Below are 15,469 nucleotides of genomic sequence, written 5' to 3' on the forward strand. Positions count from 1 at the left end.
AACACGATTTTAAATAATTTGATCTTTAGGATTGCCTAATTATGCCATTAGTATCGAGATTAGGTGCATTATCAATGGGCCAGCCGCTGGGTTTATCAGGCTAACCATGGCTATAACCGGCGCGAAGACTATTGAGACCGTATTCACAACCTTAATGAGTGGGTTCAGCGATGGTCCAGTGGTGTCCTTAAATGGATCGCCAACCACATCGCCAACCACGGCGTTCTTATGTGGCTCGCTCTTCTTGCCGAATTTCTGGCCATTTACCTCAATGCCCTCGATCTCAATGTACTTCTTGGCGTTGTCCCAGGCACCACCGGCATTAGCCATTAGCAATGCCCTTGGGAATCCGGCGAGTATTACGCCGAATATCGTGCCGACCAGGCCTATCCAACCCAGCGCTAGTCCGACGACTATTGGCACGATGACTGCTGATAGGCCTGGTACTAGGAAGTTCTTGAGTGCGTGCCTGGTCACTATGTCGATTGCCCTATTATAGTCAGGCTTCTCCTGGGGCCAGAGCTCGAGTATTCTCTTCGTCCTGAATTGCCTCCTAATCTCCTCCACGAGTTCGCCAGCGGCCTTACCCACGGAGGCAAGGGTTCTGCTTGAGAAGAAGTACACGAGGGCTACGCCAATTAGGGCGCCAATTATTATTCTTGGGTCAATCACCATGAGTTCACCAAAGGCCTGCACCAGCGGTATTCCCATCCTCTCCACAACCTCGTATATGAATCCAATGAATAGGATTAGGGCTGCCAGGCCTGCACTGGCTATTGCGTAACCCTTCGTTGTTGCCTTAAAGGTATTGCCAATGGCGTCCAGCGGATCCGTCACATCCCTCACCTCATCCATACCCGTCATCTCCACGAGACCATTAGCATTATCACTGACCGGCCCATAGGAGTCCAGGGAAATAACTATACCTGCAAGGCTTAGTAAGCCTACGGATGCCACGGCCGTACCGAAGATGCCCCCTTCAACGCCGTATGGTGGTATGAACATTGAGCCGAGCACGTAGGATATTCCGAGGGCAGCCACGACCATGAATATCGTGGGTATCGCGCTTAATAAGCCGTATGAGTAACCTGCCACTATTACGTTTGATGCCGATAGTACCGCTTGGCGGGCGATGTTCCTCACAGGTGGGAATGTGTAGTGGGTGAAGTACTCGGTGGCGAATAGTACGACTATCGCCGTTATCATGCCCAGTAGGTCTGAGACAAATATTGCCGTGGCTTCCATCAACGGGAAGGTCATGAATGAATATATGGCGACGAGTATTGCCGAGACAATTATGGTGGTGTAGAGTGCCAGGTTTAGCTTGCCCATTGCAGCAGCGGCCAAGTCCTTACCCTTCACCTCACCCCTAACCACCTGGACACCAACTAATGTGCCTATTAATGTTAGTGTTGCAAGTATTATCGACAGTACGATTAGGTTCGTCGCAAGCCTAAATACTGCGGCAAGCAGTAATGCACCTGCGAGAACTACTACGAAGCTCTCATAGACATCACTTGCCATGCCTGCGCAGTCGCCCACATTATCGCCCACGTTATCCGCAATAACGCCTGGATTTCTAGGGTCATCCTCCGGTATCCCTGCCTCAACCTTACCGACTATGTCGGCGCCCCAATCAGCAGCCTTCGTGTATATGCCGCCGGCGACCCTGATGAACAGCGAGATTAGGCTTGCACCAAAAGCCACAGGCGCCAATGCCTCCGCCCACAGTGGTGTTGGTAATATTGATGAGTATGCCATGTACAGTACCGTGACTATTAATAGGGCAATACTGGCTAGGGATAGCCCCATTACTGTGCCTGCCTTGAATGATGTGCTCAGGGCTGGGCCCATACCGTACTTACCCATCCAAGCCGTCTTTGCAGCGCTTCTTGTGGTTACGTACATCCCCAGGTAACCAGCAACGGCACTACCTATGGCGCCCAGGGCGAAGGATAGCGCGGCTAACCCAGCCATTAATCCACTACGGAATATCACATAATACGCAGCCCATATCAGGATTGTTAATACCACACCCGTTGGTAGTATCGTCTTATACTCCCTCATTAAGAATGTCTTACCTCCCTCGGCTATGAGCATGTTTATCTCGGTCAACTCCTTCTTCCCAGGCTGTATCCTGAGCACTGATGATGCGTTATATCCAGCCAGAGCTAAACCAATAATTGGAACTACTATTGCCAGTAGTAGTTCCAGGGACAGCATCGTAGAGAGTCATATCTTTGGATTAATAAACATTATTACTCATTTACTCAGGCCTACCCGTTTTAATGATTAAACTCAACCCAATATTCTGTATCAATTTCAGACATGTTGTGCATTTTTAAGTAAAAAATATTAATTCTTTTTCACAGATAGTAATTGTGTCTCGGAGCTTAAGTATTCAACAAGCTGTTAGGATAATTGTTGAGGAAAACCCACTCTATGTAACCCTATTGTCGAGCGGTCTCGTTAACTTATCGGCGCTCGCGAGGAGTATTAAGCCCCTTGTTGATTCAATGGTTGGTAAGGACACTAAGGTATTCACGATAGTTAAGGCGTTGGAGAGGATCTCCATGAATTATAAGTTGGTTAATGAGTATCCCGATATTGTTAAGGCGTTAAGCATGGCTGAGATAATTACGTACAGTGGTATGGGTGAGGTCGAAATACCGCTGACTGAGGAGAATATGGAGAAGGTGGCCAAGCTTAGGGACTTGCTCTCTGCCGCTAAGGTTCAGTTCATAATACTTAATGATGGTAGTAAGATGCACGTGATAGCGCCGTTAATGTACATAGCGGGTGTCTGTGGTCAAGCCAAGGTTGAGGAGTATGGTATGGTGAGGATAATGTTCGCTGAGAGGGCGCCAGTCGGTATTGTGACCTTCCTGGTACAGGTTATGAAGTCTAATCAAATAACTGCTAAGCATGTACTTAGGTATGACAATGACATTTACGTGGTTGTTGAGAGGGAGAAGACACCATTATTACTTAGTATAATAGAGAGGCTGAGGACAATGTCGGCGCTTCAACTAACTCAACAGGGTAAGTAGTTAGTCGAGATCTGAATCTTTAAGTTACCTAATGCTAAAACCTAAAACCCAATGTGATGATTCTACGGGATCTGAAGAGTGATGTGAGCGGCCTCTGCTGATAACCTAGACATAAAGGAATAACTTAATTAGGTACCCAGGGCTTAATGATTCATGCTAAGTATTAATAGGATTGAAAAGTTAATTGATGAGTTACGTAGAAAATCAATAGACTTAGTAATCATAGTCCCTGGACCCAACTTTAGGTACTTAGTTGGTTCTTACATTGAGACCTTTGAAAGGTTTGGCGCATTAATTATTTGCCCAGGCAATAGCGCGTATGAATTGATATTGCCAAGGCTTGATGAGGGCAGGGCCAGGGCTACTGGGTTGCCGTACGCTGTCTATGGTGATGAGGAGGGCCCACTAAATGTCATTAAGGCATTCATTAATGGTAATTGCGGTGCTGTGAGGGTTATTGGGCTTGAGGGTAGGGCGACGCTTAATTATTTATGGATTCTACGTAAGGTAATTGGCGAGTTTAATGATTATTCAATTGATGATTTATTAATATCGATGAGGATTAGTAAGGATGAGGATGAGTTGAGGAGTATTGAGCGGGCGGTTAGGGCCATTGAGTATGGCATTAAGGCGGTTCGTGAATCCATTAGACCTGGAATGATGGAGATTGAGGTCGCTAGACTAATTAGTGATGCCATTAGTAATGCGGGTGCTGAACCTAGGGATATCCTTGTTCAGTCAGGCCCTAATTCGGCAATACCGCATTGGATACCCTCCAGGAGGAGGATTGAGGTTGGTGATGTCGTTGTGATTGATATTACCGCTACGTATAATGACTATTATGGTGACTTAACGAGGACCCTCGTGATTGGCAATCCACCCAGCGACTTTTGGCGCATCTACGATCTTGTCAAGAGGGCCCACGATGATGCAATAGCAAGTATTAGGGAGGGTGTTACGGGCGCGTATATTGATTCAATTGCCAGGAAGGTCATTGCAGATGGTGGTTATGGTCAGTACTTCATACATAGGACTGGACATGGGATTGGGCTTGAGGTTCACGAGGAACCATTCATAAGCCAGTCCTACGATAAGCCACTGCCGAGGGGCAGCGCATTCACCATTGAGCCTGGCATATACTTGCCCGGCCGGTTTGGTGTTAGGCTTGAAAGCAATGTCGTAATTGGGCTGGACGGCAAGGTCGAGGTCCTCGATAAGTATTGGCCCGAGGTTATTGTCAGGGTCTAGTAATACTTTATTACCTAACACTCCCGTAATCATAAACGTGATACTATACCTCGTTAGGCATGGTGAGGCGCAATTAAATGTGCTTGGGATATTGCATTCGAGAAATTATAATGATAATCCACTGACGGATAAAGGCAGGCTTGAGGCTGCGGCAGTCGCATTACTTTTACATAGAATGGGCGTTCACGGACCCGTATTCACCTCACCATTATTACGTGCACGTCAGACCGCCGACTGTATCGATCGTAACTACAAGGTTGATGAGAGGTTGAGGGAGATCGACATGGGTGAGTGGGAACTTAAGAAAATAAGTGAGATTCCCTTCGATAATTACAGGAAGGACCCGGTTAGGTATCACCCACCTGGTGGTGAGTCCATGGAGTCTGTGGTTAATAGGGTTATGGACTTTCTAAACTTTGTCAGAGGTATTAATGAGAAGTCCGTGATCGCAGTGAGCCACTGGCACCCTATAGCGACGGTGGTGGCCTTGGTTACGGGGTTGCCACTAAGTAATATCTATAAGTTACGCATCAGTACAGGGTCTATAACTGCTATTGACCTGGATAATGATGATGTGCTATTTCTTAATCTAAGCCCATTAAGGGTCTTGAGGAGTCTTGGACTCAGTGATGATGGAATAATGAAAGAATGCATTAGGTAGGGTTAATCGTTATGAGTACTACCTGTAATGAGGTTCATTGGAGGCTTGTTGAATTGAATATAGACCATGCATGCGGGTTAGCAAGCCTATTAAAGGTTATTGGTAAGAGGCTCGGCGTTTTTGATGTTCCGAATATCATCGATGTCATGATTTACGGCAATCATGAAATCGTAAAGCAAGCCCTAGGTAATACGGTGATTGTTGAGAGGGCTTTAGTCCCTGGTTTACTATCTCGTGCAATCCTCATAGGCGGTATTCCCTATGCGTCGATTGAGGACCTCGTTGTGTCGGTTACCGTTAATAAAGACATGCCGTGGTACGTGGGTATTATCAGGGAATTAATGGCAAATCCTAATGTTAAGAATAGCCTAAGGTGGGAGTGGATTAATGAGGTACTCAATAGGTTTGGTGTTGCGGAGCTCTTTAATAAAATCATTTCGCAGTAGGTTCATAGATACATGCTGGGTCCGAACCGAGTGGGTCACCCAGTTCAGTGTACGCCCTTGCCCTTGACCCACCGCATATGTTCCTAAACTCACACGTGCCGCACTTACCGTTAAACCTAGCCTCCCTTATAGTTCTCAATATTGGGTGCTCCCTATATACCTTGACTATGTTGTCCTTCCTCACATTACCAAGTGTGAGTGGTAGAAAGCCGCTTGGGTATATCGACCCATCACTTGCCACGAATATTATACCGTAGCCATCCCTAGTCGGTGTGAAACTAGGCGGCTTTGCATTGCTTGGTGGGTCGCCCATTAACTCCCTGAGCTGCTTCGTTAATTCCCAGTATAGTTTACCACCCTCATACTTAATGCCGGAACCCCTCTGCATAATGATCCTCCTGAAGAATGGCGCCTCCACAGTCCTTATTGGTAACCCGTACAGCGATGCTTCATATAGGAATTGAACAACATCCTCAGTCTCCCACGGATCCAGGGGCTCAAGCTCCATGCCCCTACCCACACGTATTAGGAAGAAGACCTCCCACGCATTAGCCCCACTATCCCTAACGATCTTAAATACCTGTGGTAATTCATGGACGTTAAGCCTCATGACGGCAGTATTGACTTGGAACTCAATACCATAACTCCTCAGCTTATTGAACACCTCCAGCGTTGTCCTGAAGACATCAATCCTCTCCAGCGCCGTCCTTCTAATGTAATTATGAGTCTCCGGCTTAGCCCCGTCTAGGCTTATTGATATGGAACTCACGCGACCCTTTAATTCCCTGAGTATATCATCATTGAGTAGTTTTGTTGATACCGCAGGCGATAGCGCCACGGGTATTCCAAATGACCTTGCGTGGTCTATTAATTCCAATGTGTCATCCCTCGTCAACGGATCACCACCAGTGAGTATTAATATAGGGTATGGCCTGCCAAACCCTGTCAAATCCTCAATGAATCTCTTAGCCTCCTCAGTACTTAACTCAGTGGGTAATGGCTTAAGCAGTGCATTGGCTCTGCAGTGCCTACATGCCAGTGGACACGCCTTGGTGGTCTCGTAAAATACCAGCAACGGCTTCTCCTCAAGTGGCCATCTATGCATTACGTGGTGTTCAAGCCCCTTATTTAATAACTTACTTCCTAGTGTTATTTTACATACATGGGCAAGCAAGATTTTATACTTGGTTAAGTACCTGCCAGTTGATTATATGATTAATATAACGAATTTAGTTGTGGGAAGCGGTACAGTTAGCCTTTCCATTAAAGGCCATGACTACGTGAAAAGCGATAGGGAGTTCACGGACATAAGTAGGCCGTTAATATTTTGGAATATCACGTATAGGTGCAACCTAAAGTGCATCCACTGCTACATAAATGCGATTCAGGGCTTATCAAGGGATGAACTAACTACCGAGGAGGCCCTTAGGGTTGTTGATGACGCCCATGAATTAAGGACGCCACTACTCATTATTAGTGGTGGTGAGCCCTTGATTAGGGAGGACATTACTGAGGTGATGAGGAGGGCTAATGAGTATGGCATAAAAATCTCACTCAGCACTAACGGTACGTTAATAACCAGGGATTGGGCTTTAAAGCTTAAGGAGTTGAATGTTCAATACGTAGGGATAAGCATTGATTCACCAATACCCGAGATTCACGACAGGATAAGGGGCATCACCGGCGCCTGGGACCTGGCAATTAAGGGTATTAAGAACGTGATGGAGGTTGGGATACCCGTCGGTATTAGGACCACCGTTACTAAGCTGAACATTGACCATGCACCCGAGGTCGTGGAACTAGCGCATAAATTAGGCATTTCGAGGGTGGCGTTCTACCACTTAGTGCCAAGTGGCAGGGGTAGGGGCATCATTAATTTATTACCAAGCCCTGAACAGCTACTGAGGTTTTTAATGAGGCTGATCGATGTCGCCAAGAGGTACCCCGATGTAGAGGTGTTGACCGTGGATAACCCAGCCGATGGCATTGTTGCATCGCTACTAGCGAGTAGTGATGAGGGTGAGTTCATGAGTAAGTTAAGGCTTGTGGGTAGGATGGGTGCGTGCAGCGCCGGTAGGAAGGTAGTGTCCATTTACCCTAATGGCGATGTTTACCCATGCCAATTCTTCAATGATAGGCCAATGGGTAATGTCAGGAAGGAGAGGCTGACCGAGATTTGGCTTAGGCCCAGGGTAAACACTGAGCTTGTGATTAGACTTAGAGAGAGGAATTACGGCGATTCACCATGCATGAGGTGTCCATACCTTAGGTATTGCGGTGGCTGCAGGGTTAGGGCTGGGGTCCTTAATAACGATGTCTGGTCCATGGACCCACTGTGCACCATGAATTCATTACTACGTTTATGGAGACTTGGCGAGGTCGATCTAAAGCCCTGGCAGGTAAGGATTATGAGGGAGTTCGAAGAATCAATGAACATAAGCTTAATTAAGTAATCCTTAATTTCATTTAACGCAATAACAAAGTACATAAACCGGTTATTCAGCGATTAATGGGTAAATGACTGATTTAATGATTAAGGTCTTGGGTGGTGGAGGCGAAGTTGGTAGGATGGCTATTTTCGTCAAGGAAGCAAATTCAGAAAGGGGGTTCCTCTTTGATTATGGAGTTAACTTTGACGAGAATGATAGACCTGTAATGCCAGGCCATGTTAGGCCGAGGGACATCATGGCCGTGTTCCTAAGCCACGCCCACCTGGACCACTGTGGTGCGTTGCCCAGCCTATACGTTAGTTCACCACCACCTGTATACGCTACACCATTGACACTCGAGCTTGCGGATATAATGTTTAAGGATGCCATTAAGTTAAGTGGTTATTACCTGCCTTACGAGGACGAGGAGATTAAGGCTGTGCTTGATCACGCGATACCAGTGACTTATGGGGAGGACGTAGATATTTCGAAGGATGTTAAGGCCACGATAATAAATGCCGGTCATGTACCCGGCAGTATGTTGACTCTCCTCGAAATAAATGGAGCCAGGGTGTTATTTACGGGTGATTTTAATTTATCGCAGTCGAACCTGCTTCGTGGTGCTGATATCAATAATGTTCCTAGGGATGTTGATGTGGTCATTATGGAGGGTACGTACGTAACCAATACGCACCCACCCAGGGAGGAGGTTGAGAGGGAGTTCATTAGGGTCATTAAGGAGACGATTGAGGGTGGTGGCTCAGTGTTAATACCGGTGTTGACGATAGGTAGGGCTCAGGAAATATTAATAACGCTTTATAAGAATGGTATTGACTACCCAATAATAATTGATGGTTTAGCCAGGATCGCCAACCAGATAGTGGCTAAGTACCCGCATTACCTGGCGAACCCTGAGCTTTACCTAAAGGCTGTGGAGAATAGTCTCGAGGTAACCACGGATTATCAGAGAAAGTCATTAACTAAGGAGCCCGTGATAATAGTCTCGCCAGCCGGTATGCTGAAGGGAGGCGCCGCTGTTTATTACCTAAAGAAGTTGGGTAGGGATAGGAGGAACGCCATAATACTGCCGAGTTACCAGGCACCGGATACGCCAGGCTTTGAATTACTGACTAGGGGTAGGACATTCATTGATAAGAGCGAGGTCATTCTAGAGGCTAAGCTTTACTGGTTTGACTTCAGTTCCCACAGTGGTAGGGCTGAGCTGGAGGCATTCATTAATCATTTTAGTCCAGATACGAAGGTCCTCCTCGTACATACAGAGGCAATAAAGGCGCTGCAGTTTCTTGATAGGTTAAAGGTTAAGTATGGGATCGATAACGTCCATGTGCCGATTAACGACGAGACATTACTAATACGTGTGAATAGGTGACTTAATCTATCGTTGGCTTATCAATGCGCCCACGTTGAAAGGTTTAAAGGCTGTATTAACTTCGTTAATTGCTATGTCCCAGATAAAGATTGAGGAGGTGAAACCAACGTTTGAAAGGGTTGGACTGCACAGCCACATTAAGGGCCTAGGTGTTAGGGATGGCAAGGTGCAGTTCTCGGCTGATGGCTTCGTGGGGCAGGTTGAGGCTAGGGAGGCTGCCTACTACGTGGTTAAGATGATTAGGGCTGGTAAGTTCGGTGGTAAGGGTGTGTTAATCGTTGGACCACCTGGCACTGGAAAGACGGCACTGGCGATAGGTATTGCTAGGGAGCTTGGTCCGGACACACCATTCGTGCAGATAAGCGCTGCCGAGGTCTACAGCATGGAGATTAAGAAGACGGAATTCCTAACCAGGGCTCTTAGGAGTGCCATTGGCGTTAGAATTAGGGAGTGGCGTAGGGTTTATGAGGGCGTTGTTAAGAGCCTAGATATTCAGTACGGTAGACACCCCTACAACCCATACGCCCAAATACCCAGGAGCGCCACCATAACCCTGGCCACGAAGGATGAGGAGAAGAGGCTTAGGGTCCCCGCCGAGATTGCCGCGCAGTTAATTGAGCTCGGCGTTGAGGAGGGTGACGTCATATGGATTGATGAGGAAACTGGTAGGGTGTTCGTTCAGGGTAAGGGTGAGGGTGGTGAGACTTATGATATTTACGTTAAGAAGAAGATCGAGGTGCCCAAGGGACCTGTCTATAAGGAGAAGGAAATAACGAGATTCTTCACACTCAACGACCTCGATATATACCAGGCTAGGCAACAGGGTTTGCTTAGTGCCATGATATTCGGCTTTGCCGCCGAGGAGCGTGAGATCCCGAATGATGTTAGGAAGGCCGTTGATGAGTTTGTGATGAAGTTAATTAGTGATGGGAAGGGCGAGCTTGTGCCGGGTGTGTTGTTTATTGATGATGTACACATGCTCGATATAGAGACCTGGGCCTACCTAAGTAGGGCTATGGAGAGTGAGTTAAGCCCAATACTAATCCTAGCCACTAATAGGGGTATAACGAAGATAAGGGGCACGGATGTTGAGTCACCACATGGCGTTCCCCTCGACATGCTTGATAGGCTCATTATAATCAGGACGAAGCCATACACAGCCGATGAGGTTAGGGAGATAATAAAGATTAGGGCTAGGGAGGAGAAGGTTTCGTTAACTAATGACGCGCTTGAGGAGTTGACTAAGATAGGCACTGAGGAGAGCCTTAGGTATGCAATACAGTTATTAGCGCCTGCCCAGTTAAGGGCTCAGGAGGTTGGTCATAAGGAGATCGCTAAGGAGGATGTTGAGTACGTTAAGAGGTTATTCCTTAGTGTTAAGGAGAGTGTTCAGTATGTTAAGGAGTATGAAAACTACTTTCTGCGTTGAGGCCTTCTACACCTAAAGAAAAGTTAAGGTTAAAAAGGCAATAGGAAGAGCCGGTTATGGGGAATAACCATGCTTAGCCTTAACGATGTTGTTCAGGCAATATACACGGTGACTAGGGTCGTAACCGTGCCCGTTAATATACACGCAATCATTTACCTGGCAGGTAGGGATTGGGCAATGTTTGAGAGGGATGGCCCATACATCATCTATAAAACCACGGATACCCAGGGAAATCCCGTAATCATTAAACTCAGGATTAGGGAAACCGGTTCATCCGAAACTCATTATTACGAGGTTTACGGCATGGAAATGCAGTTCAAATACATGGGTAATGACTTCCTAGCCGTATACCCAATAAGTGGCGGTTTTAGTAAGGCTAAGGTTGATGATAAATATCTCCTCGACATAAGCACTAAAATAGGTGGTGGTGAGCCATGCATAGCTGCGTTGAGAATTGGGCAGGTACCAGCAATATGCAAGCAGATTGGTAAGTTCTACCTCGTGATTGCAAGGATGTGATCAGTAGCGGCGTTCCGGCATCACCGCTCTGCTGGGTTCATCCTCATCACACATATAGTCATTAGGGAATTGGTTTATATATAACTCTTTAGTCATATTTTTGCTTTGGGAATGTCTCGGTTTATAAAGGACTTTTGGGGTAGGATATTATCGCCGCTGTATGTGGGAGAGAGGGAATTCATAAGTAAGTTGGTTACACATATTGAGCTTAGCCAAAGGGCATTATCAATACTCGAGGAGATGGTTCTTAGCGCGGTGGAGAATAATAGCGTGAGTAAGACCAGGGTTTCTGAGAGAATGAGGGAAATAGCGGCGCTTGAGCGTGAGGGTGATGAAATCGTCAGGCAGATAAACGACTCAGTACTCAGGGGTGCTGTCCCAATAACTACCGCGTCGATTATGGACACCATACTCAATAAGTCGGATGATATATTGGACGGCATTCACGTACTATCGAGGGAGTTGAGACGTACCTACTACCTATGTAATACAGAGCCCGTTAGGAAGTTCTTAAGTGAGGAGTTCTTAGAGATGCTCAGGATTGGTAAGGAAGCCCTCAAGATGCTCCTTGAGATAATTAACAACCTGGACAGGAAGAGCTTCAGCGATATCAGAGTCATGGTCATGGGCATACAGAAGCTTGAGGAAGAGGTCGATGACATAAAGGACTCAGCCCTGGACAAACTATACTCCAACGCCAAGGATTTAACCTACGTGGAGTTCATGAGTAGCATGAGCTTGATATTTGGTATTGATGATGTGCTTGATTCGATAAAGGATATTGCTTATATGCTATTGACGTTAATTAGTACGTATGGTGCATGACAAGGTGATTGATGTTAGGGCCGTGCTCTTTGATTACGACGATACCCTAGTGGAGACTAGGGGTGCTATGGATTACGCAAGACGGGCTGTGGCCAGAAAAATATCGTTGAGGACCTCCCTTGATGAGTACCTTGTACTCAACGTGATTAGGGATGTTGAGGTGAGGATGGAATCCATTGGCCAGTTTGACAGGAGGGTTTGGTTTAGCGAGGTGGTTAAGGCTCTTAATATTGACTTGAGTATTGGCGACATTAATGATCTCGTCAAGACCTACTGGGATTCACTGCGCCTACGGAGTAGGTTATTCCCCGACGTCATACCAACCCTGGGCTTACTGAGGGCATGTGGTTTCAGGATCGGTTTGGTGACGAACACTGACGGTGAGCCGGGGCTTAAGAGGGATAGGATACGTGGGGATGGCGTTGATGGATTATTTGACTTAATAATAGTGGCTGGGGATGATACAGTACACACGAAGCCTCACCCTGAACCATTCATCAAAGCTCTACAGACCCTTAACATGAGGGGCTATGAGGTGGTTTACATTGGTGATAGGGTGGATGTTGATGTGGCTGGGGCGAAAGCCGTAGGCATGCATGCAGGCCTTATTGATAGGTACGGTACTGCGGACCCCAGGGCTTATGGTCGTGACGGCGCAAGGCCCGATTTCATAATTTACTCGTTGGCAGAACTACCGCAATTACTTAGTTGTGTCAGTAATGCTTAGGGTAGGTGATGCACGTCCATCCCATGTTAGTAATGATGTGGTTGCACTACATTGGTTGGTTTTTACGTTGAATGATTAATGGGCATGTATTTGATATCTATGCATTAGATTTCTCAGTGAGTTGAAAATAATTATTAGGTTTGATTTTATTACTCAACGAGTATCTTCGTCAGCTTATCCTTTAGCTTTTCTATCTCGAGCAGTATTAGCCCCAGGTTTGGCTCGGGCTTTGCTATGGCCGTTAGTATCAAGTCCTTGCTTAATGGCGCCACTAGTAGAGTATTCCTGGTGTACTGCGACACGCTTATTACTGACTCGCCCAAGCCCAGTTCTGCACCGAGCCTGTCCATGGTGCTTCTGGCTATCGCTACCATGGCACTAACGACCTTTGCATTAAATTCTCCACTGACCTTAAACGCGACTGGTAAGCCATCGCGTCGAACAACGAGCGCGCCAACTATGTCTGGGAAGACTCGGTTCATAAATTCCTCCAACGCATTCACAACCTCCTTACCTACGCTGGACTCCATCGTTAACAATATAGCATCTGTGTTTAAAAAACTTTCTATTCTATTATGAATTAAATATTAAGGTGAGCACCACGGCAAATCTTAAATAATGCTATTGAAACCGAACTCGTATGCCCCTCAGGGAGCACTTGGACATCGTAACGGGGAATTCCACGTACCTGGATGATGTTAGGTTTGACAATATGGCTTACCTGCACGTGATTAGATCGCCGTATGCGAGGGCTCGTATAACACGGATAGAGGGACCGGGCTCTCGTGCCCTGTTATTCCTCACTGCCAATGACATAGGTGACCTACTGATGCCTGCCGTTACGGCGCCTAACGCTAAGGTGGTTAGAATGCCAGTGCTGCCTCGCAATACCGTGAACTTTGTCGGCCAGCCCGTGGCGGCAGTGGTCACGGACTCTAGGTACTCGCTTGAGGATGTCGCTGACGAGGTATCGATTGAGTACGAGCCGTTGAGGCCCGTGGTTACGATAGACGAGGCATTAAGGAATGAGGAAGTGATACACCCAGAGATAGGTACAAACATATCCCTGGACATCACGTTGGAGGGCGGTGACCTTAACGTGTTTAAGGAGGCGGATGTGGTTGTTGAGAGGGAAATTGAGCAAGCCAGGTTGGTTGCCAACCCAATGGAGCCCAAGGGATGTGTCGTTTATTACAATGGCGATAAGCTCCTCGTCTACGCATCCACGCAATCAACGTTTAGGGTCAGGTCAGACCTGGCGGAGGTCCTCGGTCTGCCGATTGATAAGATCGTGGCTAAGGCCCCTAAGAACGTTGGCGGTGGCTTTGGCAATAAGACGCCGGCTTACCCCGAGTACGTACTCGCCGCGATAGCCTCAATGAAGCTGAAGAGGCCCGTTAAGTGGGTTGAGACGAGGACTGAGCACTTAAACAATGCGACCCAGGGCAGGGGCGTTAAGTCTAGGATGAAGCTCTACGCCAAGAGGGATGGGACCATACTGGGTATTGAGGGCGAAGTAATTGTTAATCTGGGCGCCTATAACTTCACCATAAATGCCTCATCGCCAATATTCATAGCGAACCTATCCACGGGACCCTATAGAATGCTTGCGGCCAGGGTTAGGGCGGTCGGTGTTTTCACGAACACACCACCCTCCGGTCCATACCGAGGCGCAGGTAGGCCCGAGGCAGCGTTAATTCATGAGACCCTAATCGATGACCTTGCCGATGAACTGGGCATGGACCCCGTCGAGGTCAGGAGGAAAAACATAATTAGGGATGGCGAGACCTACAAGACGCCGCTGGGCCTTGTTATTGACCCCGCCAATTACCAGTCAATTCTTGAGGACGCCGCTAGGCATTATTATGAGTTAAGGAGTAGGTATCCAGGCAGGGGTGTCTCCATAGCTGTCTTTGCGCTCTATGTAAGCACGTTTGGTGGGGAGGGCGTTAGAGCCGTGATTGGCAATGGCAAGTTAAGGCTCTACATTGGCTCTAGGCCGCAGGGACACGCCCACGTGTCCGCATTCACAAAATACGCCTCTGAAGTGTTTGGGGTGCCTGAGGAATTAATTGAGGTTGTGCCTGGCGATACCGAGACCCTTAACTACGGCGTTGGCACGTTCGGCAGTAGGAGCGCTACCGTGGTTGCGGCGACAATTACCGAATTGGCGGAGAGGGTTACATCGAAGTTGTCATCAATGGGTCTATCGCTTATTGACGCGATTAAGTCAAGGGGCGTTGTTATTGAGGAGGAGGTTGATTATAAACCAAGCATTGCCATACTCGCGCCGGGCGCTCATGTCGCAGTTGTTGATTTCGACCCAGAGACTCTGGTGGCAAACGTGATTGATTACTATGCGGTTTACAACGTCGGTAAACCACTTCTTGAGGAGGAGGTTGAGGCGCAGCTTCATGGTGGCATACTCCAGGGAGTCGCACAAGTGCTTTGGGAGGGCGCGGCGTACGGTGATGATGGGACACCGCTTCATTCGTCCCTCGCGGATTACGGATTGCCCAGTCCTCCCGACGTGACGTATAAGGTATTGACTAGGGGTTTGAATACGCCATCGATTATGCCCGGTGGATTACGTGGTATTGGTGAGGCTGGGACGGTGGGCGCGTTGGCAAGCACATTCCTGGCTCTTGAGAAGGCGATAAGGGCTAAGATGAATATTAGGGTCAAGCTTAATAGAATGCCGGTGACGCCATCGTATCTACACAGGCTAATTAGTAATTAATAATT

At 47.4% G+C, this 15,469-nt stretch carries 14 protein-coding genes; 11 read left to right on the forward strand and 3 right to left on the reverse strand.

Annotated features, from left to right (window positions below; genetic code table 11):
• Positions 1-39 precede the first annotated feature (39 nt).
• Positions 40-2,223, reverse strand: a complete 2,184-nt coding sequence (locus VDIS_RS01540) for a sodium-translocating pyrophosphatase (RefSeq protein WP_013335446.1) — start codon at positions 2,221-2,223, stop codon at positions 40-42.
• A 158-nt stretch (positions 2,224-2,381) separates the two neighbouring features.
• On the opposite strand from VDIS_RS01540, the gene VDIS_RS01545 reads away from it, so the two are divergent.
• The 4 genes from VDIS_RS01545 (at position 2,382) to VDIS_RS01560 (ending at position 5,405) form a co-directional block, all read left to right on the forward strand.
• Positions 2,382-3,050, forward strand: coding sequence for a hypothetical protein (locus VDIS_RS01545; RefSeq protein WP_013335447.1), 669 nt, complete (start codon positions 2,382-2,384; stop codon positions 3,048-3,050).
• Positions 3,051-3,203: 153 nt separating this feature from the next.
• A complete protein-coding gene (locus VDIS_RS01550) occupies positions 3,204-4,298 on the forward strand; it encodes a M24 family metallopeptidase (protein WP_013335448.1) in 1,095 nt (364 codons plus the stop codon).
• A 37-nt stretch (positions 4,299-4,335) separates the two neighbouring features.
• Positions 4,336-4,959: a histidine phosphatase family protein gene (locus VDIS_RS01555; protein ID WP_013335449.1), complete on the forward strand. Its 624-nt coding sequence runs from the start codon at positions 4,336-4,338 to the stop codon at positions 4,957-4,959.
• 11 nt (positions 4,960-4,970) lie between these two features.
• Positions 4,971-5,405, forward strand: coding sequence for a hypothetical protein (locus tag VDIS_RS01560; RefSeq protein ID WP_013335450.1), 435 nt, complete (start codon positions 4,971-4,973; stop codon positions 5,403-5,405).
• Here the strand turns inward: VDIS_RS01560 and VDIS_RS01565 are convergent.
• Complete coding sequence (locus VDIS_RS01565; RefSeq protein WP_013335451.1) at positions 5,392-6,510, reverse strand: TIGR04053 family radical SAM/SPASM domain-containing protein; 1,119 nt, start codon at positions 6,508-6,510, stop codon at positions 5,392-5,394. The genes VDIS_RS01560 and VDIS_RS01565 overlap by 14 nt on opposite strands.
• A gap of 106 nt (positions 6,511-6,616) precedes the next feature.
• Here VDIS_RS01565 and VDIS_RS01570 point away from each other — a divergent pair, with 106 nt between their 5' ends.
• The 6 genes from VDIS_RS01570 (at position 6,617) to VDIS_RS01595 (ending at position 12,724) form a co-directional block, all read left to right on the forward strand.
• Positions 6,617-7,858: a radical SAM/SPASM domain-containing protein gene (locus VDIS_RS01570; protein WP_013335452.1), complete on the forward strand. Its 1,242-nt coding sequence runs from the start codon at positions 6,617-6,619 to the stop codon at positions 7,856-7,858.
• 64 nt (positions 7,859-7,922) lie between these two features.
• A complete protein-coding gene (locus VDIS_RS01575; protein ID WP_013335453.1) occupies positions 7,923-9,224 on the forward strand; it encodes an MBL fold metallo-hydrolase in 1,302 nt (433 codons plus the stop codon).
• Between the two features lie 73 nt (positions 9,225-9,297).
• Entirely contained in the window at positions 9,298-10,653 is a 1,356-nt protein-coding gene (locus VDIS_RS01580) for a RuvB-like helicase (protein ID WP_013335454.1), read from the forward strand.
• Positions 10,654-10,722: 69 nt separating this feature from the next.
• Entirely contained in the window at positions 10,723-11,172 is a 450-nt protein-coding gene (locus VDIS_RS01585; RefSeq protein WP_013335455.1) for a hypothetical protein, read from the forward strand.
• 111 nt (positions 11,173-11,283) lie between these two features.
• The gene (locus VDIS_RS01590) at positions 11,284-11,997 is read left to right on the forward strand and encodes a DUF47 domain-containing protein (RefSeq protein WP_013335456.1); all 714 of its coding nucleotides are present in this window, start codon (positions 11,284-11,286) and stop codon (positions 11,995-11,997) included.
• A complete protein-coding gene (locus VDIS_RS01595; RefSeq protein ID WP_013335457.1) occupies positions 11,987-12,724 on the forward strand; it encodes an HAD family hydrolase in 738 nt (245 codons plus the stop codon). The genes VDIS_RS01590 and VDIS_RS01595 overlap by 11 nt, the downstream gene beginning before the upstream one ends.
• A gap of 149 nt (positions 12,725-12,873) precedes the next feature.
• Here VDIS_RS01595 and VDIS_RS01600 read toward each other — a convergent pair whose 3' ends face one another.
• Entirely contained in the window at positions 12,874-13,254 is a 381-nt protein-coding gene (locus VDIS_RS01600) for a roadblock/LC7 domain-containing protein (RefSeq protein ID WP_013335458.1), read from the reverse strand.
• 110 nt (positions 13,255-13,364) lie between these two features.
• Here VDIS_RS01600 and VDIS_RS01605 point away from each other — a divergent pair, with 110 nt between their 5' ends.
• Positions 13,365-15,464 (forward strand): xanthine dehydrogenase family protein molybdopterin-binding subunit, encoded by a 2,100-nt coding sequence (locus VDIS_RS01605; protein ID WP_013335459.1) that lies wholly within the window; start codon positions 13,365-13,367, stop codon positions 15,462-15,464.
• Positions 15,465-15,469 lie beyond the last annotated feature (5 nt).

It is taken from the genome of Vulcanisaeta distributa DSM 14429 (genome assembly GCF_000148385.1).
Taxonomy (GTDB): Archaea; Thermoproteota; Thermoprotei; order Thermoproteales; family Thermocladiaceae; genus Vulcanisaeta; species Vulcanisaeta distributa.